The organism is Stenotrophomonas sp. DDT-1 (genome assembly GCF_001580555.1).
GTDB classification, from domain to species: Bacteria; Pseudomonadota; Gammaproteobacteria; order Xanthomonadales; family Xanthomonadaceae; genus Stenotrophomonas; species Stenotrophomonas sepilia.
Map to the genome: position 1 here is coordinate 1 of NZ_LEKR01000014.1, position 18,395 is coordinate 18,395.

The following is an 18,395-nucleotide window of genomic DNA, read 5'->3' on the forward strand; positions in this document are numbered from 1 at the left end:
CAGATCCCTTTTCACGACGTGAAAAGGGATCTGACCCGGTTCCGGCCGTGCCCCCCCCAGGCCGTCCAGGGGTTGACTTGACCCGCGCCCGATGTTCTGCGTACAATCCCGCTCCTGTCCGCCCTCGATGGCGGCAGCTCAGACCACAATAACTACAGAGGAAGGCCTGGTCATGTACGCAGTACTGGTCACCGGCGGTAAGCAATACCGCGTGGCGCAGGGCGAAAAGCTCCGCATTGAAAAGCTCGAAGTCGAAGTCGGCAGCGAGATCAAGTTTGACAACATCCTGATGCTGGGTGACAGCGACGGCGTGAAGCTGGGCGATGCGCTGAAGGGCGCTGCCGTCACCGCCAAGGTCCTGTCCCAGGGTCGTGCTGACAAGGTCCGGATCATCAAGTTCCGTCGCCGCAAGCACCACATGAAGCGTCAGGGTCACCGTCAGTACTACACCGAAATCGAGATCACCGGCATCGCCGGCTAAGCATCAGGAGAAGCAGTCATGGCACATAAAAAGGGCGTAGGCTCCTCGCGCAACGGTCGCGACTCCAACCCGAAGTACCTGGGCGTCAAGATCTTCGGCGGCCAGGCCATCGAAGCCGGCAACATCATCGTGCGTCAGCGCGGCACCCAGTTCCACCCGGGTTCGGGCGTTGGCCTGGGCCGTGACCACACCCTGTTCGCCCTCGTGGACGGCAAGGTGGAGTTCTCGGTCAAGGGCGCCAAGAAGCGTCGCACCGTCAGCATCGTCTCGGCCGACGCCTGATCCAGGCATCGCCGGCACCCGTGCCCCGGCATGGGAGTGCTGCATGAAGAGCCCCGCTTCGGCGGGGCTTTTCGTTAGAGTTGAAGCAAGACCGGCCAGGCCGGGCTGCCGGCCATCGGCAGGCATAACATTCAAGGCGGCGGCCGGCAGGCCACGCCCATCGCAGGCATCGAAACAATGAAACTGGTAGACGAAGCAGAAATCGAAGTGTTCGCCGGCAACGGCGGCAACGGCTGCATTGGCTTCCGTCGCGAGAAGTTCATTCCGCTCGGCGGCCCGGACGGCGGCGACGGCGGTGCGGGCGGCAGCGTGTACATCCGCGCCGACGAAAACCTGAACACTCTGGTCGACTTCCGTCATGACCGCATCTTCAAGGCGCAGCGCGGCGAGAACGGCATGGGCCGCCAGGCCTATGGCAAGGGCGGCGAAGACCTGACCATCACCGTGCCGGTCGGCACCGTGGTGATCAACGTGGCCACCGATGAAGTCATCGGCGACCTGACCCGGCACGGCGATCGCCTGCTGGTGGCCAAGGGCGGTCGTGGCGGCCTGGGCAACATGCACTTCAAGAGCTCGACCAACCGCTCGCCGCGCCAGGCGTTGCCGGGCGAGCCGGGCGAGGAGCGCACGCTGAAGCTGGAGCTGAAGCTGCTGGCCGATGTCGGCCTGCTGGGCTTCCCCAACGCCGGCAAGAGCACCCTGATCCGCGCCGTTTCAGCGGCGACGCCGAAGGTGGCTGATTACCCGTTCACCACGCTGTACCCGAACCTGGGCGTGGTGAAGGTGGAGAACCACCGCAGCTTCGTGATCGCCGACATTCCGGGCCTGATCGAAGGCGCGGCCGATGGTGCCGGCCTGGGCGCGCAGTTCCTGCGCCATCTGCAGCGCACCCGCCTGCTGCTGCACCTGGTGGACATCTCGCCGATGGAAGGGGGCGTGGACGGCATCTCGCCGGTGGAGCAGGTGCGTGCGATCGAGCGCGAGCTGGAGAAGCACGACCCGGAACTGCTGAAAAAGCCGCGCTGGCTGGTGCTGAACAAGGCTGACCTGATGTTCGAAGACGAGGCGCAGGCTGCGGCCGAGCAGATCGTTGCCGAGCTGGGCTGGAAGGAGCCGTGGTTCCTGGTCTCCGCACTGGGTCGCGAAGGCACCTTCCCGATCATGAGCCGGATCATGGCCTTCTTCGATCGCCAGAAGGAAGAAGAGCAGGAAGCCCGCGACGCGCAATGATGGCGTTGTGGTTCCGTGCAAAAAACCCGGCTTTGGCCGGGTTTTTTTGTTGGCTACCGCTCTTCTGTAGGGCCGAGCCCATGCTCGGCTGCTGTTCGCGCGGCCAGCCGAGCATGGGCTCGGCTCTACAGGGTGGAAACCGCAGGCAATAAAAAACCCGGCCGGGGCCGGGCTTTTGTCTGCAGCCCAACCCCGAAGGGCAGGGCGGCAACGCCGGATCAGGCGGCCTTGAGGGCCTTGATGCGGTCGTTCAGGCGGCTCTTGTGGCGAGCAGCCTTGTTCTTGTGGATCAGGCCACGCGCGCTGAAGCGATCCAGGATCGGCTGGGCAACGGCGAAGGCGGCTTCGGCGCCGGCGGCATCGTTGGCGTCCAGCGCCTTGATCACTTTCTTGACAGCGGTGCGCAGCATCGAGCGCTGAGCCACGTTGCGCGCGTTGCGCACGACGGTCTGCTTGGCGCGCTTCTTGGCGGACTTGATATTGGCCACGGTGGTGGTTTCCTGAAAAAATCGGTGTTATGGGAACAGCAAGCTAGCTAGTATGATGGCGTAAGAAATGCACGTCAAGTCGATTGTCAAGAGGGACGCTGAGTGAGTTCACCCAAGTTGTTGCGGGGCCTGCTGTCGTTCAGCAGCATGACCATGGTCTCGCGCGTTCTCGGACTTGTCCGGGACTTCGTGGTGACCACCACGTTCGGCACCAACGCCATCACTGATGCTTTCTGGGTCGCCTTCAGAGTACCCAATTTCCTGCGCCGGTTGTTCGCCGAAGGGTCTTTTGCCACCGCTTTCGTGCCGGTGTTCACGGAAGTGAAGGAAACCCGCAGCCACGCCGAGCTGCGCGAACTGATGGCCCGTACCGCCGGCACCCTGGGCGGGGTGCTGATGCTGGTCACCGCACTGGCGCTGATCTTCGCGCCGCAGCTGGCCTCGGTCTTTTCCAGTGGCGTTGATACCGATCCGGTCAAGCAGGGCCTGCTGGTCGACCTGTTCCGCCTGACCTTCCCGTTCCTGCTGTTCGTCTCGCTGACCGCACTGGCCGGTGGTGCGCTGAACAGCTTCCAGCGCTTTGCCATGCCGGCGCTGACCCCGGTCATTCTCAACCTGTGCATGATCGCCGGCGCGCTGTGGCTGGCACCGCGGCTGGGCGGTACGCCGGAAAAGCAGATCCTGGCGCTGGGCTGGGCGGTGCTGGCCGCCGGCATCCTGCAGTTGCTGTTCCAGCTGCCCTCGCTGAAGGGCATCAACCTGCTGACCCTGCCGCGCTGGGGCTGGCGCCACCCGGGCGTGCGCAAGGTGATGACGCTGATGGTGCCGACCCTGTTTGGTTCCTCGGTGGCGCAGATCAACCTGCTGCTGGATACGGTGATCGCGGCCAAGCTGACCGACGGCTCGCAGTCCTGGCTGTCGCTGGCCGACCGCTTCCTGGAGCTGCCGCTGGGCGTGTTCGGCGTGGCCCTAGGGACGGTGATCCTGCCGGCGCTGGCCCGCCACCATGTCAGCACCGACCGCGAGGGCTTCTCGCGTTCGCTGGACTGGGGCCTGCGCATGACCCTGCTGATCTCGGTGCCGGCCATGCTGGGCCTGCTGCTGCTGGCCGAGCCGCTGATCGCGACCATCTTCCAGCACGGCCAGTTCAGCGCCTTCGACACCCGCATGACCGCGCTGTCGGTGTACGGCCTGAGCTTCGGCCTGCCGGCATTCGCCCTGCTGAAGGTGGTGCTGCCGGCCTTCTACGCCCGCCAGGACACCAAGACCCCGGTGCGCGCCGGGGTGGCGGCGCTGGTGGCCAACATGGTGTTCAACTTCGCCCTGCTGGCCGTGCTGTACCAGGTGATGGTCCCCGACGCGCTGAAGGCGCAGGGCGTGATGGCGGCGATCGGCAAGCAGCCGGGCCTGCACCTGGCACTGGGCATCGCCAGCGCGCTGTCCAGTTACCTGAACCTGGGCCTGCTCTGGTACTGGCTGGGCAAGACCGATGTCTACCAGCGCCGGCCAGGCTGGGGCGGCTATCTGCTGCGCCTGGTGCTGGCCTGCGCGGCCATGGTTGGCGTGCTGTTGGCCCTGCTGCACTGGCTGCCGGGTTTCTCCGCGATGCGTGTGTGGGAGCGGATCGGTGCCCTGGCGTTGCTGGTCGGCGGCGGCGGCGCGACCTATGCGGTGGCCATGCTGGCGATGGGCTTCCGCCCGCGCGACCTGCGCGGGCATTGATCGCGGCCCGTGGCGGCTATACTTCAGGGTTACACCATTGAAGCGGCGGCCCCGGTCGGGCCGGAACGAGAGTTGATGAGCAGGCTGTTCAGAAGCGTCGAGGGCGGGGAGCTGTTCCCCAACGGAAGCGTGGTCTGTATCGGTGCATTCGACGGCCTTCACCTGGGCCATCGTGCGCTGGTCCGCCACGCGGTCGCCCGCGCGCGCGCCTTGGGCGTGGCCGCAGTGGCCGTGGCATTCGAACCGCTGCCGCGTGAGTTCTTCGCGCAGGGCACGCCGCCGCCGCGGCTGACCCTGGCGCGCACCAAGGTCGAGATCCTGCGCGAGCTCGGCGTCGATGCGATCGGCCTGCTGCGTTTCGATGCCGCGATGGCGGCGATGCCGGCCGAGACCTTCGTGCGCCAGTTGCTGGTGCACCGGCTGGGCGCCCGCGAAGTCTGGATCGGGCCGGAGTTCTGCTTCGGCAACCGCCGCCGCGGTGATCTGGCACTGCTGCAGGAGATGGGCGCCGAACTGGGCTTCAGCGCCGGCGAGATTGAAGCGGTGGACCTGCATGGCGAGCGCATTTCCAGCACCCGCATCCGCCAGCTGCTGCAGGGGGGCGATTTCGCCCGCGCCAACGACCTGCTCGGCCGCCCCTACGCGATCAGCGGGCGGGTGGTGCGCGGGCGCCAGCTTGGCCGTACGCTGGGCTTCCCCACCGCCAACCTGCGCTTCCCGAAGACCCCGGCACTGTCGGGCATCTACGCGACCTGGGTGCACGGCGTGTTCGACCAGCCGTGGCCGTCGGTGTCCAGCTTCGGCACCCGGCCGACAGTGGACGGCGTGGAGCCGCTGCTGGAGGCCCACCTGTTCGATTTCCAGGGCGACCTGTACGGGCGCCACATCGACGTGGAGTTTGTCGCCAAGCTGCGCGACGAAGAGAAATTCAATGATCTGGCGGCACTGACCGACCAGATGCACCGCGACGCCGAACAGGCGCGCGCCCTCCTTTCCGAACATAGATTGCGAGCCACTGCGTGAGCCAGGACTACAAGACCACCCTGAACCTGCCAGCCACCGAATTCCCGATGCGCGGCGACCTGCCCAAGCGCGAGCCGGGCATTCTGGCGCGGTGGGAAGCGCAGGGGCTCTACCAGCAGCTGCGTGACAACGCCGCCGGCCGCCCGCTGTTCGTGCTGCATGACGGCCCGCCGTACGCCAACGGCCGCATCCACCTGGGCCACGCGGTCAACAAGATCCTGAAGGACATCATCGTCAAGTCGCGCTACCTGGCCGGCTTCGATGCGCCCTATGTGCCGGGCTGGGACTGCCATGGCCTGCCGATCGAGATCGCGGTCGAAAAGAAGTGGGGCAAGGTCGGCACCAAGCTCGACGCCGTCGAATTCCGCCAGAAGTGCCGCGAGTTCGCCGAAGAGCAGATCAACATCCAGCGCGTGGACTTCAAGCGCCTGGGCGTGACCGGCGACTGGGACAACCCGTACAAGACCCTGAGCTTCGACTTCGAAGCCAACGAGATCCGTGCGCTGTCCAAGGTCGTGGCCAACGGACACCTGGTGCGTGGCGCCAAGCCGGTGTACTGGTGCTTCGACTGTGGCTCGGCGCTGGCCGAGGCGGAGATCGAGTACCAGGAAAAGGAATCGCCGGCGATCGACGTCGCCTACGCCGCGCGCGATGCGCAGGCCATCGGCCAGGCGTTCGGCGTGGGCGTGCCGGCCGACGTCGAAGTGGCCGTACCGATCTGGACCACCACGCCGTGGACGCTGCCGGCCTCGCTGGCGGTGTCGCTGGGTGCGGAAATCAACTACGTGCTGGCCGAAGGCCCGGCCCACAACGGCAAGCGCCGTTGGCTGGTGCTGGCCGCCGCGCTGGCCGAGCGCGCGCTGCAGCGCTACGGCGTCGAGAGCGTGGTGCTGCACGGTGAAACCACCGGCGCGGCACTGGAGAACCAGCTGCTGGCACACCCGTTCTATCCGCAGCGCGATATCCCGCTGCTCAACGGCGACCACGTCTCCGACGAGGACGGTACCGGTGCGGTGCACACCGCCCCCGGTCACGGCCAGGAAGACTTCGTGGTCAGCCAGAAGTACGGCCTGCTGGACAAGTACAACGCCGGGCAGGTGACCCCGATCGACGGCCGTGGCGTGTACCTGGAATCGACCCCGCCGGCCGGTGAGGTGGTGCTGGCCGGCCAGCACCTGTGGAAGGCGCAGGAGGCCATCGTCGGCGTGCTGCGCGACAACGGTGCGCTGCTGGCCTTCCACCCGATCCGCCACAGCTACCCGCACTGCTGGCGCCACAAGACGCCAGTGGTGTTCCGCGCCACCCCGCAGTGGTTCATCTCGATGGACAAGGCCAACCTGCGCAGCGATGCGCTGGCTGCGATCGACACTGTCGGCTGGTTCCCGACCTGGGGCAAGGCGCGCATCCAGAGCATGGTCGACGGTCGCCCGGACTGGACCATCTCGCGCCAGCGCACCTGGGGCGTGCCGATCGCACTGTTCACCCATCGCCAGACCGGCGAGATCCATCCGCGTTCGGTGGAGCTGATGCAGCAGGTCGCCGACCGCGTCGAAGCCGAGGGCATCGACGTGTGGTACTCGCTGGACGCCGCCGAGCTGCTCGGCGCCGAAGCGGCCGACTACGAGAAGGTCACCGACATCCTCGACGTCTGGTTCGATTCGGGCGTGACCCATGAAGGCGTGCTCGCCGCGCGTGGCTTCGGCAAGCCGGCCGACCTGTACCTGGAAGGCTCCGACCAGCACCGCGGCTGGTTCCAGTCCTCGCTGCTGACCGGCGTGGCGATCGACAAGCGCGCGCCGTACAAGCAGTGCCTCACCCATGGTTTCACCGTGGACGAGCACGGCCGCAAGATGTCCAAGTCGCTGGGCAACGGCATCGAGCCGCAGGACATCATGAACAAGCTGGGCGCGGACATCCTGCGCCTGTGGATCGCCTCGGCCGACTACAGCAACGAGATGTCGCTGTCGCAGGAAATCCTGAAGCGCAATGCTGACGCCTACCGCCGCCTGCGCAACACCGCACGCTTCCTGCTCGGCAACCTGGACGGTTTCGATCCGGCCCGGCACCTGCAACCGCTCGAGCAGATGGTCGCGCTGGACCGCTGGATCGTGCATCGCGCCTGGGAGCTGCAGGAGAAGATCAAGGCGGCCTACGACGGCTACAACATGGCCGAGATCGTGCAGCTGCTGCTGAACTTCTGCAGCGTGGACCTGGGCTCGCTGTACCTGGATGTGACCAAGGACCGCCTGTACACGATGCCGACCGATTCGCACGGTCGCCGTTCGGCACAGAGCGCGATGTACCACATCGCCGAAGCGTTCACCCGCTGGATGGCGCCGATCCTGACCTTCACCGCCGACGAGCTGTGGGGCTACCTGCCGGGCGAACGTGCCGGCCATGTGCTGTTCACCACCTGGTACGACGGCCTGGCGCCGCTGCCGGCGGATGCCCAGCTCAATGCCGCTGACTTCGACCAGCTGCTGGCCGTGCGCGAGCAGGTGGCCAAGGTACTCGAGCCGATGCGCGCCAACGGTGCGATCGGTGCCGCGCTGGAAGCGGAGATCACCATCGCCGCCAGCGAAGAGCAGGCCGCGCGCTGGCAGCCGCTGGCCGATGAACTGCGTTTCCTGTTCATCAGTGGCGACGTGCAGGTGCGCCCGGCGACCACCGACGAGGTGTTCGTCAGCGCCCAGCCGACCACCAAGGCCAAGTGCGTGCGCTGCTGGCACCACCGCGCCGACGTCGGCAGCAACGCCGACCATCCGGAACTGTGCGGCCGCTGCGTGAGCAACGTGACCGGCGCCGGCGAAGTGCGGAGCTGGTTCTGATGGCCGCGTCCCGTCCGCATCCGAACGCCCTGGTCTGGCTGCTGCTGTCGGCGGCCATCATCGGCCTGGACCAGTGGTCCAAGGCCTGGGTGCTGTCGAGCCTGCCGGAGTTCCAGCCGGTGGTGGTCATCGACGGCTTCTGGAACTGGTACCGCACCTACAACACCGGCGCGGCATTCAGTTTCCTGAGCGACGCCGGTGGTTGGCAGAAGTACTTCTTCACCGCGCTGGCGATCGCCATCAGCGGCCTGATGGCCTGGTGGCTGCGCGGTACCGCCCGTGGCAACTGGAAGGCCGCAGTGCCGTACGCGCTGATCATCGGCGGCGCCATCGGCAACGTGATCGACCGCCAGGTGCACGGCCACGTGGTCGATTTCATCCAGTGGTACGTGGGCAGCTACACCTGGCCCTCGTTCAACATCGCCGACTCGGCCATCGTGGTGGGTGCCATCGGCATCGCCCTGTTTGGCCTGTTCGACGGCAAGTCCGCCAAAAAGGCGGATAATGCCAATCCGAAACCGTAAGCCGGCCGCTGCCGGGAGATTGAACTGATGGATGTGCTGCTCGCCAACCCGCGTGGTTTCTGTGCCGGTGTCGATCGTGCGATCGAGATCGTCAAGCGCGCGATCGAAACGCTGGGCGCGCCCATCTACGTCCGCCATGAAGTGGTGCACAACCGCTTCGTGGTCGACGACCTGAAGCAGCGCGGCGCGATCTTCGTCGAGGAGCTCGATGAAGTGCCGGACAACAACACGGTGATCTTCAGCGCGCATGGCGTCTCGCAGGCCGTGCGCCAGGAAGCCGAGCGTCGTGGCCTGAAGGTGTTCGATGCGACCTGCCCGCTGGTGACCAAGGTCCACTTCGAGGTCGCCCGCCACTGCCGTGCCGGCCGTGACGTGGTGCTGATCGGCCATGCCGGTCACCCGGAAGTGGAAGGCACCATGGGCCAGTGGAACCGCGAAGCCGGAACCGGCCAGATCTACCTGGTCGAGGATGTCGAGCAGGTCGCCACGCTGCAGATCAACCAGCCGGACAACTTCGCCTACACCACCCAGACGACGCTGTCGGTGGACGATACGCGCGGCATCATCGATGCGCTGCGCGAGCGTTTCCCGGCGATGCAGGGCCCGAAGAACGACGACATCTGCTACGCCACGCAGAACCGCCAGGACGCCGTACGCGATCTGGCCAAGCGCTGCGACCTGGTGCTGGTGGTCGGTTCGCCGAACAGCTCCAACTCGAACCGTCTGAGCGAACTGGCCCGCCGTGAAGGTGTGGAGTCGTACCTGATCGACGGTGCGCACGAGATCGACCCGGCGTGGGTGGTGGGCAAGCAGCACATCGGCGTGACTGCCGGCGCCTCGGCACCGCAGGTGCTGGTCGATGGCGTGCTGGCACGCCTGGCCGAGCTGGGTGCCAGTGGCGTGGGCGAGCTGGACGGCGAGCCGGAATCGATGGTGTTCGCGCTGCCGAAGGAACTGCGTCTGCGCCTGGTCGACTGACCCGGCCTGGCTCTGGTAGGTGAGAACTGCACAAGGTGGGTGCGAACCTTGGTTCGCACGCCTTTGGCATGCACTGATGGGCGCACCGCCCATGACCTTTGGCCATGGGGCAGGGCACCGCACAGGCCTAGCATCGGAGGATGCTCCGCTGCTGGAAGTTGCCGATGAAGACCCGAGCCCTGGCGATGTCGTTGCTGTTCGCGCTGGCCGCCACGCCCGCGCTGGCGCAGGCCTCGCCATCGGGTGATGCCGCAGCCCCAGGACTGCTGCGCATCGATGTGGATGCGCGTGACCTGGCCCGGCGCATCTTCAAGGTGACTGCCACCGTGCCGGCCAAGCCCGGCCCGATGACCCTGCTGTACCCGCAGTGGATTCCCGGCAACCATTCACCCACTGGCCCGATCGACAAACTGGCCGGCCTGCGTGTCACCGCCAACGGCAAGCCGCTGGCCTGGCAGCGCGACCAGTACAACGTCTATGCGTTCAAGGTGGACGTGCCCGAGGGCGTCAGCGAGATCGTCGCCCACTTCGATTTCCTGTCCTCGCAGGGGGGCAGCCAGGGGCGGGTGGTGATGACCCCGGAGATGCTCAACCTGCAGTGGAATGCCAACTCGCTGTATCCGGCCGGCGTCGATGCACGCGACCTGCAGGCGCAGGCCAGCGTGACCCTGCCCAAGGGCTGGTCGTTTGCCACTGCGCTGGAAACCGCGCGCCGCGACGGCGATACCGTGGTGTTCAAGCCGATCTCGTATGACCATCTGGTCGATTCGCCGTTGTTTGCTGGCGAGCACTACCAGCGCATCGATCTCGATCCGGGCGCGAAGGTGCCGGTGCACCTCAATGTGTTTGCCGACGAAGCCAAGTCGCTGAAGCCGAGCGAGGCGCAGATCATGATGCACCGCGCGCTGGTGCAGCAGGCCGACAAGCTCTACGGTGCGCGTCACTACAACCACTATGAATTCCTGCTGGCGTTGACCGACCGTCTTGGCGGCATCGGCCTGGAGCATCACCGCTCCAGCGAGAACAGCGCCGACCCGGGTTACTTCACCGAGTGGGACGACAACGCCTGGATGCGCGATCTGCTGCCGCACGAGTACACCCATTCCTGGAACGGCAAATACCGCCGTGGCGCTGACCTGGCCACCGCCAACTTCAACACGCCGATGGGTGACAGCCTGCTGTGGGTATACGAGGGGCAGACCCAGTTCTGGGGGCAGGTGTTGGCGGCGCGCTCTGGGCTGTGGTCGGTCGCGCAGGCACGCGACATGCTGGCCAATGTGGCCGCGACCTATGATCGCGGCCGTCCGGGCCTGGCGTGGCGGCCGTTGCAGGACACCACCAACGACCCGACCATCGCCCAGCGCCGGACGTTGCCGTACCGCAACTACCAGATGAGCGAAGACTATTACTCCGGTGGCCAGATGCTGTGGCTGGAAGTGGAGGGCAAGCTGCGCGCGCTGAGCGGCAACCGTCGCAGCCTGGATGACTTCGCGCGTGCGTTCTTCGGCGTCGGCAACGGCGACTGGGACGTCAACCCGTACACCTTCGACGACGTGGTGGCGACCTTGAACGGCATCGCGCGCTACGACTGGGCGACGTTCCTGCGCGGGCGCCTGGACGGCCACGGTTCGTTGACCGGGGGGCTGGAACTGGCGGGCTGGAAGCTGGTCTACCGCGATACCCCGAACGACGCCTACAAGGCACAGGAGAAACGCGCCAAGGCGGCGTTGCTGGCGTACTCGCTGGGCGCGACCGTGCTCGACAGCGGCGTGGTCGGCGACGTGATCTGGGACAGCCCGGCGTTCAACGCCGGTCTTGCACCCGGCATGAAGGTGATCGCGGTTGGCGGGCGCGAGTACAGCAGCCAGCGCTTGAAGGATGCGGTGGCGACGGCGGCCAAGGACAAGGCGCCGATCGTGCTGCTGGTGAAGCAGTTCGATCGGATCGACACGATGAACATCGACTACCACGGTGGCCTGCAGTATCCGGTGCTGGAGCGCATTGCCGGCAAGCCTGACCGTCTGGCGGATCTGTGGAAGGCGCGATGACAGCGCGCGTGCGCGACGTCGGGATCCTTCTGATGGCGGTCCTCGCCATCATCGGCGCGTTCCTGCACGGTGACGGGCGCTGGCTGCATTGGCTGGCGAAGCCGGCGACCACGCTGCTGATCGCTGCCATCGCCTGGCGGGTGCGTGATCCTGCGCGGCCGTCCTACCGGCGCGCGGTGCTGGCCGGCATGCTGCTGTCGTGCGTGGGTGACATCGCGCTGATGTTGCCGATGGACGCGTTCGTACCGGGGCTGGTGGCGTTCCTGCTGGCGCACCTCTGCTACATCGTCGCCTTCCGTGAGGGCCTGCGTGCCGGGCGTGGCCTGCTCGCCGCCAGCATCCTGCTCGGTGCGTTCGCTGTACTCAATGTGCTTGGGCTGTGGCCGCACCTGCCCGCACCGATGCGCATTCCGGTGCTGGCATACGTGGTGGTGCTGGCATCGATGGCGGTACTGGCGCTCGCACGCCAGTGGCGGCGACCGCACACCGATGCAATGGAAGCCAGCAGCGCCCGCTGGGCGGCCGCCGGTGCGCTGCTGTTCGCCGCCAGCGATTCGCTGCTGGCCTGGGACCGCTTCGCCGGGGGCCTGCCGCTGGCCAGCCTGCTGGTGCTGTCCACCTACTACGGCGCGCAGTACGCCATCGCCCGTTCGGTGAAATAGAAAAAGGGGACGGAGGGGATTAAGTCGCAGACGGCACCAAGGCGCAAACGACTTAATCCCCTCCGTCCCCTCTTTGCGTTGACTATCGGAGGCTCGCGTTGCCGGAACGGCCCTGTGCGTCGAACGAGAGCCGTGCGGACTGGCGATCGCCGGCGACTTCATCCGGCAGCCACACCAGCTTGCCACCCTTGCGCACGATCACATAGACGTGGCCGACGTCACCCGGCGTGGCCATCAGCGCGTTGCGCTGCGCCTGCAGCGCCTGGGCGACGCGTGGCACCGCCTCGAAATCAATGTTGGCCAGCGCCGTGCTGCTGCGGCGCAGGGTGATGGTGGGCGCGAAGCGCTGCGGATCGACCGGCTCGCCCTTACGCCACTGGCCGTGCTCGAAGTGGTAGCTGTCCACGTGCGTGGGTTGCTGCGGATCGACCAGGTCCAGATTGATGCGGCCGTCGTCGTAGAAGTGGATGCTGTGGAACACCATCAACCGGTGCCCGGCCAGGGCTGGCATCTGTTCCAGTGCCTGGCGGGCGGCCAGCAGGTAGTCCGCATCGAACAAGCGGTTGCTGCGTTCGGGCATCGGCATCGACCGCGGTTCGGGAATCGGTGCGAGCGAAGCAGGCCGCTCGCGCGGTGGGGGCGTGGTGATCGGCGTGGTTGCGCGGTCATCCTGCACCGGATGGCCCATCGTTTCGGCAAGGGTCTGCAGTGCCCCGCCGGCAACGGCGACGCCGGCCAGCAACAGCAGCACCATCGAAAATACCAGTCGCGTCGAGGGGGGCTGCTTCATACACCCTCCAGGCGAACGTTGCCGCGATCTTCCGGGTCGTACAGCAACGTGACCTGCTCGCGTGGAAGGTTGGCCAGCTCGATCAACGGGATGAAGCGGCGCACGCTCACCTGCTGTACGCCACCTTCGCGGTCGATGTATTCCAGCTGGAACTCCACCTGCGGCTGCTCGTTGAGGTAGGTGCCGGTCTGGCGCAGCTTCAGCACCTTCGCATCCACGCCGATGCCGCGGTACTTCAGCGCGTCGCCGCGTGCATCGGCCTGCAGCAGGCGCCCCAGGACGCGCAGACCCAGGGCGTAGCCGCACAACACCAGCGGGCACACCAGCAGTGGGTGGCCGAAGGACAGGAACGTCCAGCCCAGGCCCTCGCTCTGCAGCCGATAGGCGAGCACGTAGGCGCTGGCAACCACGACGATGCCGATGACCGCTCCGGCGCCGCGGCGCCAAAGGCTGGCGACATCAAGTTCGGGCTGGGCACCGTCCAGCACCACATTGGGGAACGCACCCGGCATCCGGCTCAGGCGAGCCTCGATGCGCTGGCCGGCCACGAAACGCTGCAGCTGCGGTTTGCTGTCCACCACCAGCATCTGCTCGTTGATCGGCGTGCCGGACAGGTTCTGGAAGCCCAGTTGCAGCTTCCACTGCGCGAAGCCGCGCACGTGCACGCCGGTCTGCTCGGCCTGTTCGATCAACGCCTCACGTGGCTCACCGTCGGCCAGGATGGTGCGCACCCGATGCAGCGCGCGCGGCGGGCCCAGCAGCAGGTGGTGCAGGAAGGCGAGCAGCAACGCGAGCCACAGGGCCAGCGACAGCGCGAGCAGCAGCAGGGCCAGCCATGGCGCGCTGCGGTCGGCCAGTGGCACCGGCCACGACGTGCCGAAGTAGAGGATGCACGGGAAGGGCAACGCGAAGAACAGCAGGAACGCGCCCCAGAACCAGAGATAGGCCTTCATGGGGTGGTGGGGGACCGATGGAACAGGGCGCGTAGGGTACTACGCTCAGCGGATCTGCAGGGTCAGCAGGAAGTAGCGGCCAAGTGGATCGTCCAGCCCCGGCATCTGGCCGCCATTGCCGACCAGGTAGTTCACCGGTTGCGTGTCGAGCACGTTGTGCACGTCCAGCGCGGCGACCACGCGCGGCCCCAGCCGCCTTGCCAGATGCAGGTTCCAGCGCAGCTGCCGCGGATTCATGCAATGGTTCTGCTCGCGCTGTTCCTCCGGGCATTCCGCACCGGGCAGCCAGGCACGCGTGCGCCCTACCTGGTTGCCGCGCAGGGCGATGTCCCAGTTGCTGTTCTGCCACTGCACATTGAGCACGGCGGCCATCGCTGGCGTGACATGGCCACGCAGGTCCACCGTCGCTTCGTGGCCACGCTCGCGGCGTAGCTCCTGCTGTTTCAATGCATCGACGGAGAACAGCCACTGGCCGGCGCTGCCGGTGTCGATGTGGTACTCCCCGCGCAGAACAAGGTTGCGCGATGTGGTGCGGCCGATGTTGTCGAAGGACAGGCGCAGGTTGTGCAGGTTGCCGTCCTCGTCCAACTCCCACGTGCTTGAATTCCACACTGCGTCGGCCGGTTGCAGGGCCAGGATCTCGTTGCGCAGTTCGACGATGTTGTGGGTCAGCGACAGTGAGAACGCATCGGTCGGTGTCCAGGTCGCACCCAAGGAATGACTGCGCGACCGCTCCGCTTTCAGCGCATCGTTCTCCACCACGTCCACGGTTACGCTGCAGCGTCCGTTGCCGTTGCTCTGCGCGCAGTCGGGCAGTGCACTGGAGGCGGGTAGTTCGATCGCGCCGAAATAGCCCGGCGGCCGCCGTTGCTCGAACAGGCTGGGGGCCCGGTAGCCGCGCCCGGTGGCAAGCAGGAATGACCACTGCGGTGTCGGGCTCCAGCGTACGCCCACGCGGGGCGAGAAAGCCTGGTAATCGCCATCGCGGTCCCAGCGTGCTGCCAGGTCCATGCGCAGCGTGCGCGCCAATGGCAGGCCGAGTTCGGCGTAGGCACCGCCACTGCGGCGTGACAGGTGGCGTTGTTCCTGTGGCAGGCCCAGCGCCAGGTCGCCCTGGCTCAGCAGCGCGTCGGGATGCGACGTCCAGCGTTCCTGGCGCAGGTCGATGCCGGTGGCCACTTGTGCAGCACCGCCGGCCAATGGCATCAACTCGCGCTGCATGCCCCACCAGCCCTGCCACTGCTCGGTGCGCCCGCGGTTGCGGATCGACGGGAACAACTGCGCGGCGGTCTCTGCCGGCAACGAGGTGAAGCCGGGCAGGAAATCCAGCGTCTCGGCCGCGCGCAAAAGTGGTTGGGCGCGCACGGTGCCGGACGTCGTCAGAGTGACATCGCTGCGCTGTGCGCTGATGCCGGCATCCCAGCTGCGGCGGCCCTGGTCGCGGCCGATGCCGAAGGTGACGTCGGCATCGGTGGCACGTACATGCGGACGCACGTTGCCGGCTTCGCGCAGCACGCTGTTGAAGGTGAACCCATAAAGTCCGATGGCTACGGCGGTCGGGCCGAGGTCGAAGCGCTGCCGGTTGTGGCTGGCCCGTGCCTCGGCGTAGGCATAGCGACCCTCGCCGCGCTCATGCCGATAGCGCAGGTAGGCCGAGGCGGTGTCCGAGGCCGGTTGCAGCGAACGCGGGCGTGCGCTGTCGAACCAGCAGGCACCATCGCGCCGTTTCAATGGCCCTTCGCAGCGCGTTGCCGGCCAGTAGCGTCCATCGCGGAACGCGCCGATCAGGTACTGCGAGGTTTCCGCATGCCATTCGCGGCGATCGCCGGCCACGTGGTCGATGCGATGCAGGTCGATGCCAGCGAACCAGCGGTCCCCTCCGTCGCGCACGCCACCGGTGGCCGCCTGCAGGCGATACTGGCCGGCGTCGCCGCGCCCGCTCAGGCCGGTCTGCAGCATGGCTTCAGGGCCATCTGCCTGGTCACGCAGGATGATGTTGACCACGCCGGACATCGCGTCGGCTCCATAGATGGCCGATGCACCGCCACGCACCAGTTCGATGCGCTCGACGAAGCTGAGCGGGATGCCCCCCAGGTCGGTGAGCCCGCCCTGTTCCAGCGACACCATCGGATAGCGTGGCAGGCGCCGGCCATTGACCAGGAACAAGGTCGCACGCGGTCCCATGCCGTCCAGGCTGGTGGTGGTGGCCGCACCCACCGGCAGGTACTGCGAATCGCCACTGCGCGAGGTGCTCATTGCCGGGTGGCCGTTCATGCCCGGCAAGTGCCGCAGCAGGTCGAACAGGCTGCCGTAACCGCTGCGCAGGATGTCATCGCGGTCGATGATGGTCACCGGCAGCGTGGTCTGCACGGAGGTGCGCGGCAGCCGGCTGCCGGTGACATGGATCGGCGCCAGCTCCACCTGCGGTGGCGTCTCGGGCACCCTGCCCGGCGACGGTGCCGCGGGCATCGCACGCGCTGCGACCGGCGGTGGCGATGGCGGTGCCGGCCGGGTGCGGCGGACGACGAATCCACCGGCAGGCGTGCGCAGGATGGTCACCGGCATGCCGGCGACCAGTTCCTTCAGGGCCGCGGCCGCGTCGCTATGGCCATGGGTGCCGGCCGTGCGCAGGCCATCCAGTTCACGCGCATCGAACAGCAGGGCGATGCCACTCTGGCGCGCCCATTGCTGCAGGGCAGGTGCGAGCGGGCCTGAACCCACATCGACCTCCAGGGTGCCGGCCTGTTCGGCTGCATCGGCAGAGGGCAGCGCGGCGAAGCTCAGTGCGAAGCAGAACAGGGTGCGGAGCAGCCCCTCCCGCAGCGCGCCTGGTACTGCCTTCACTGCAGGCCTCCTCAGTACGTGCGGCGCAGTTCCAGCGCGCCATCCGGTCGCGCCTGGCCAGCCACCGACCAGCCCAGTTCCAGCGCCGACAGCAGTTCCTGCGCATCGCCGGCACGGAAGGTGCCACTCACGGCCAGGCTGGCGATCTCGGGATCGGCGATCACCAGCGGCGTGCGACCGTAGCGGTTCATGCGCTCGACCACGATCGACAGCGGCGTGGCATCGAACACCAGCTGTCCCTTCAGCCAGCCTTCGGCAGCGGCATTGGACGACAGCGCCGGGCCGGGCTGGAAGCGGCCCGAGGGCAGCACCTGCAGCTGCTGGCCGGGTGCCAGGGTGTGCTGGCCCCCCCCATTGCTGACTTCCACCGCACCTTCCAGTAGCGCGACTTCGACCAGGCCGTCGTTCAGGCGCTCCACCTGGAAGGTGGTGCCGATGTCGCGGATGGTGCTGTCGCCGGCGCGCAGCTGCAGCGCTTTGCTCGACGGTGCGACCTGCAGCTGCAGGCGGCCCCGTTCCAGCACCAGGTTGCGATGGCGCCAACCGAATCGGGCGTGCAGCGTGGTGCCCGCATCCAGCGTGGCCACGCTGCCATCGGCCAGCGTCTGCTGCCGGGGCTGGTGGGAATCGTTGGCATAGCGCAGCGGTGTGGGGTTGCCGTCGATGGCGACCATCCAGCCGATCCCGATGGCCAGGCAGACGCCTGCGGCGGCGGCCACTGCCGGCAGCCAGCGACGCTGCGCCGGCCGTGCCGCACGTGCTGCGGCGGTGCGCAGCCACGGGTCGGCGGCCAGTTCTTCGCCCCGCTGGAACAGGGTCTCGGCCTGGATCCAGGCGCTGACATGGGCCGGGTCCTCGGCCAGCCAGTCCTCGAACCTCTCTCGCTCGCCCGGCGTGCAGTCCGGAGCCTCCAGCCGCGCCACCCAGGCGCTGGCGCGTTCAAACAGCAGGGTGTCTTCCCTGGGTCTGGCGTGACTCATCCGTTGTCCCTGTCGTTGTGCAGCGGATCCGATCCGAGTTCCTGGCGCAGGCCCTGCAGGGCGCGGGCGATATGTTTTTCCACGGTCTTGGCGGTGATTCCACAGTGCCGCGCGATCTGCGTATAGCTCATGCCGGTGATCCGGTTGAGCAGGTACACCTCGCGCGCGCGCTCGGGCAGCTTGAACAGGGCCTGCCGCAGCAGGGACAGCATCTGCCCGGACTCGGCCTGGCGCAATGGATCGGGCGACGTGCTGGAGGGCTCGTCGCCGCCATCGTGTTCGGCAAGAGACAGGTGTGGCCGCGACTGCGACGAGCGGCCGCGGTCTGCCAGGCGGTTGCGGGCGATACGATACAGCAGCAACCGCAGCTCGTCGGCACTGTGCGCGCGATAGCGGATCAGCCGCTCCATGCAGTCCTGCGCGATGTCCTCGGCATCCTCCGGCCCAACGCCGCGCGTGCGCAGGAAAGCGCACAACGGCGCGCGTTCTTCCCGTACGAACGCAATGAACGCGTCCGTCGGCACGGACAGGTCCGGCGCGCGATGGATCAGAGGAGAGGGCG

At 67.1% G+C, this 18,395-nt stretch carries 16 protein-coding genes; 10 read left to right on the plus strand and 6 right to left on the minus strand.

Going from position 1 to position 18,395, the window contains the following annotated elements; all coding sequences use genetic code 11:
* Positions 1-172 precede the first annotated feature (172 nt).
* From rplU to cgtA, 3 genes are all read left to right on the plus strand, one after another.
* Positions 173-481: a 50S ribosomal protein L21 gene (gene rplU, locus AB839_RS09260; RefSeq protein WP_005408557.1), complete on the plus strand. Its 309-nt coding sequence runs from the start codon at positions 173-175 to the stop codon at positions 479-481.
* Between the two features lie 18 nt (positions 482-499).
* Positions 500-763: a 50S ribosomal protein L27 gene (gene rpmA, locus AB839_RS09265; protein ID WP_005415704.1), complete on the plus strand. Its 264-nt coding sequence runs from the start codon at positions 500-502 to the stop codon at positions 761-763.
* Positions 764-940: 177 nt separating this feature from the next.
* The gene (gene cgtA / locus AB839_RS09270; protein WP_061479125.1) at positions 941-1,993 is read left to right on the plus strand and encodes an Obg family GTPase CgtA; all 1,053 of its coding nucleotides are present in this window, start codon (positions 941-943) and stop codon (positions 1,991-1,993) included.
* 218 nt (positions 1,994-2,211) lie between these two features.
* Here the strand turns inward: cgtA and rpsT are convergent, their stop codons facing one another.
* A complete protein-coding gene (rpsT, locus tag AB839_RS09275) occupies positions 2,212-2,481 on the minus strand; it encodes a 30S ribosomal protein S20 (RefSeq protein ID WP_005408560.1) in 270 nt (89 codons plus the stop codon).
* Between the two features lie 117 nt (positions 2,482-2,598).
* Here rpsT and murJ point away from each other — a divergent pair, with 117 nt between their 5' ends.
* The 7 genes from murJ (at position 2,599) to AB839_RS09310 (ending at position 12,266) form a co-directional block, all read left to right on the plus strand.
* Positions 2,599-4,203: a murein biosynthesis integral membrane protein MurJ gene (gene murJ / locus AB839_RS09280; RefSeq protein WP_095377769.1), complete on the plus strand. Its 1,605-nt coding sequence runs from the start codon at positions 2,599-2,601 to the stop codon at positions 4,201-4,203.
* A 75-nt stretch (positions 4,204-4,278) separates the two neighbouring features.
* A complete protein-coding gene (locus AB839_RS09285) occupies positions 4,279-5,226 on the plus strand; it encodes a bifunctional riboflavin kinase/FAD synthetase (protein ID WP_061479127.1) in 948 nt (315 codons plus the stop codon).
* Positions 5,223-8,054: an isoleucine--tRNA ligase gene (gene ileS / locus AB839_RS09290; protein WP_061479128.1), complete on the plus strand. Its 2,832-nt coding sequence runs from the start codon at positions 5,223-5,225 to the stop codon at positions 8,052-8,054. The genes AB839_RS09285 and ileS overlap by 4 nt, the downstream gene beginning before the upstream one ends.
* The gene (gene lspA, locus AB839_RS09295) at positions 8,054-8,578 is read left to right on the plus strand and encodes a signal peptidase II (protein WP_005415709.1); all 525 of its coding nucleotides are present in this window, start codon (positions 8,054-8,056) and stop codon (positions 8,576-8,578) included. Before ileS ends, lspA begins: the two co-directional genes overlap by 1 nt.
* 27 nt (positions 8,579-8,605) lie before the next feature.
* Positions 8,606-9,556, plus strand: a complete 951-nt coding sequence (ispH, locus tag AB839_RS09300) for a 4-hydroxy-3-methylbut-2-enyl diphosphate reductase (RefSeq protein ID WP_061479129.1) — start codon at positions 8,606-8,608, stop codon at positions 9,554-9,556.
* Between the two features lie 164 nt (positions 9,557-9,720).
* Positions 9,721-11,604 (plus strand): M61 family metallopeptidase, encoded by a 1,884-nt coding sequence (locus tag AB839_RS09305; RefSeq protein WP_061479130.1) that lies wholly within the window; start codon positions 9,721-9,723, stop codon positions 11,602-11,604.
* Positions 11,601-12,266 (plus strand): lysoplasmalogenase, encoded by a 666-nt coding sequence (locus AB839_RS09310; RefSeq protein WP_061479131.1) that lies wholly within the window; start codon positions 11,601-11,603, stop codon positions 12,264-12,266. The genes AB839_RS09305 and AB839_RS09310 overlap by 4 nt, the downstream gene beginning before the upstream one ends.
* 82 nt (positions 12,267-12,348) lie before the next feature.
* Here AB839_RS09310 and AB839_RS09315 read toward each other — a convergent pair whose 3' ends face one another.
* From AB839_RS09315 to AB839_RS09335, 5 genes are read right to left on the minus strand one after another with little or no spacing between them, the layout of a single operon-like run.
* Complete coding sequence (locus tag AB839_RS09315; RefSeq protein WP_061479132.1) at positions 12,349-13,056, minus strand: hypothetical protein; 708 nt, start codon at positions 13,054-13,056, stop codon at positions 12,349-12,351.
* Positions 13,053-14,009, minus strand: a complete 957-nt coding sequence (locus AB839_RS09320; RefSeq protein ID WP_061479133.1) for a hypothetical protein — start codon at positions 14,007-14,009, stop codon at positions 13,053-13,055. The genes AB839_RS09315 and AB839_RS09320 overlap by 4 nt, the downstream gene beginning before the upstream one ends.
* Positions 14,010-14,054: 45 nt before the next feature.
* Positions 14,055-16,853 carry a TonB-dependent receptor gene (locus AB839_RS09325; protein WP_061479134.1) on the minus strand — a complete coding sequence of 933 codons (2,799 nt, stop codon included), beginning with the start codon at positions 16,851-16,853 and terminating at the stop codon, positions 14,055-14,057.
* 11 nt (positions 16,854-16,864) lie between these two features.
* On the minus strand, positions 16,865-17,833 hold the full coding sequence (locus AB839_RS09330) for a FecR domain-containing protein (protein ID WP_061479135.1): 969 nt from the start codon (positions 17,831-17,833) through the stop codon (positions 16,865-16,867).
* Positions 17,830-18,357: a sigma-70 family RNA polymerase sigma factor gene (locus AB839_RS09335; protein ID WP_080352916.1), complete on the minus strand. Its 528-nt coding sequence runs from the start codon at positions 18,355-18,357 to the stop codon at positions 17,830-17,832. The genes AB839_RS09330 and AB839_RS09335 overlap by 4 nt, the downstream gene beginning before the upstream one ends.
* Positions 18,358-18,395 lie beyond the last annotated feature (38 nt).

What these genes read in the sequence shown, in the direction of transcription:
- rplU (WP_005408557.1), top strand. Translation starts at nt 173, where the DNA reads ATGTACGCAGTACTGGTCACCGGCGGTAAGCAATACCGCGTGGCGCAG.
- rpmA (WP_005415704.1), top strand. Translation starts at nt 500, where the DNA reads ATGGCACATAAAAAGGGCGTAGGCTCCTCGCGCAACGGTCGCGACTCC.
- cgtA (WP_061479125.1), top strand. Translation starts at nt 941, where the DNA reads ATGAAACTGGTAGACGAAGCAGAAATCGAAGTGTTCGCCGGCAACGGC.
- AB839_RS09285 (WP_061479127.1), top strand. Translation starts at nt 4,279, where the DNA reads ATGAGCAGGCTGTTCAGAAGCGTCGAGGGCGGGGAGCTGTTCCCCAAC.
- lspA (WP_005415709.1), top strand. Translation starts at nt 8,054, where the DNA reads ATGGCCGCGTCCCGTCCGCATCCGAACGCCCTGGTCTGGCTGCTGCTG.
- ispH (WP_061479129.1), top strand. Translation starts at nt 8,606, where the DNA reads ATGGATGTGCTGCTCGCCAACCCGCGTGGTTTCTGTGCCGGTGTCGAT.
- AB839_RS09305 (WP_061479130.1), top strand. Translation starts at nt 9,721, where the DNA reads ATGAAGACCCGAGCCCTGGCGATGTCGTTGCTGTTCGCGCTGGCCGCC.
- AB839_RS09310 (WP_061479131.1), top strand. Translation starts at nt 11,601, where the DNA reads ATGACAGCGCGCGTGCGCGACGTCGGGATCCTTCTGATGGCGGTCCTC.
- AB839_RS09315 (WP_061479132.1), bottom strand. Translation starts at nt 13,056, where the DNA reads ATGAAGCAGCCCCCCTCGACGCGACTGGTATTTTCGATGGTGCTGCTG.
- AB839_RS09320 (WP_061479133.1), bottom strand. Translation starts at nt 14,009, where the DNA reads ATGAAGGCCTATCTCTGGTTCTGGGGCGCGTTCCTGCTGTTCTTCGCG.
- AB839_RS09330 (WP_061479135.1), bottom strand. Translation starts at nt 17,833, where the DNA reads ATGAGTCACGCCAGACCCAGGGAAGACACCCTGCTGTTTGAACGCGCC.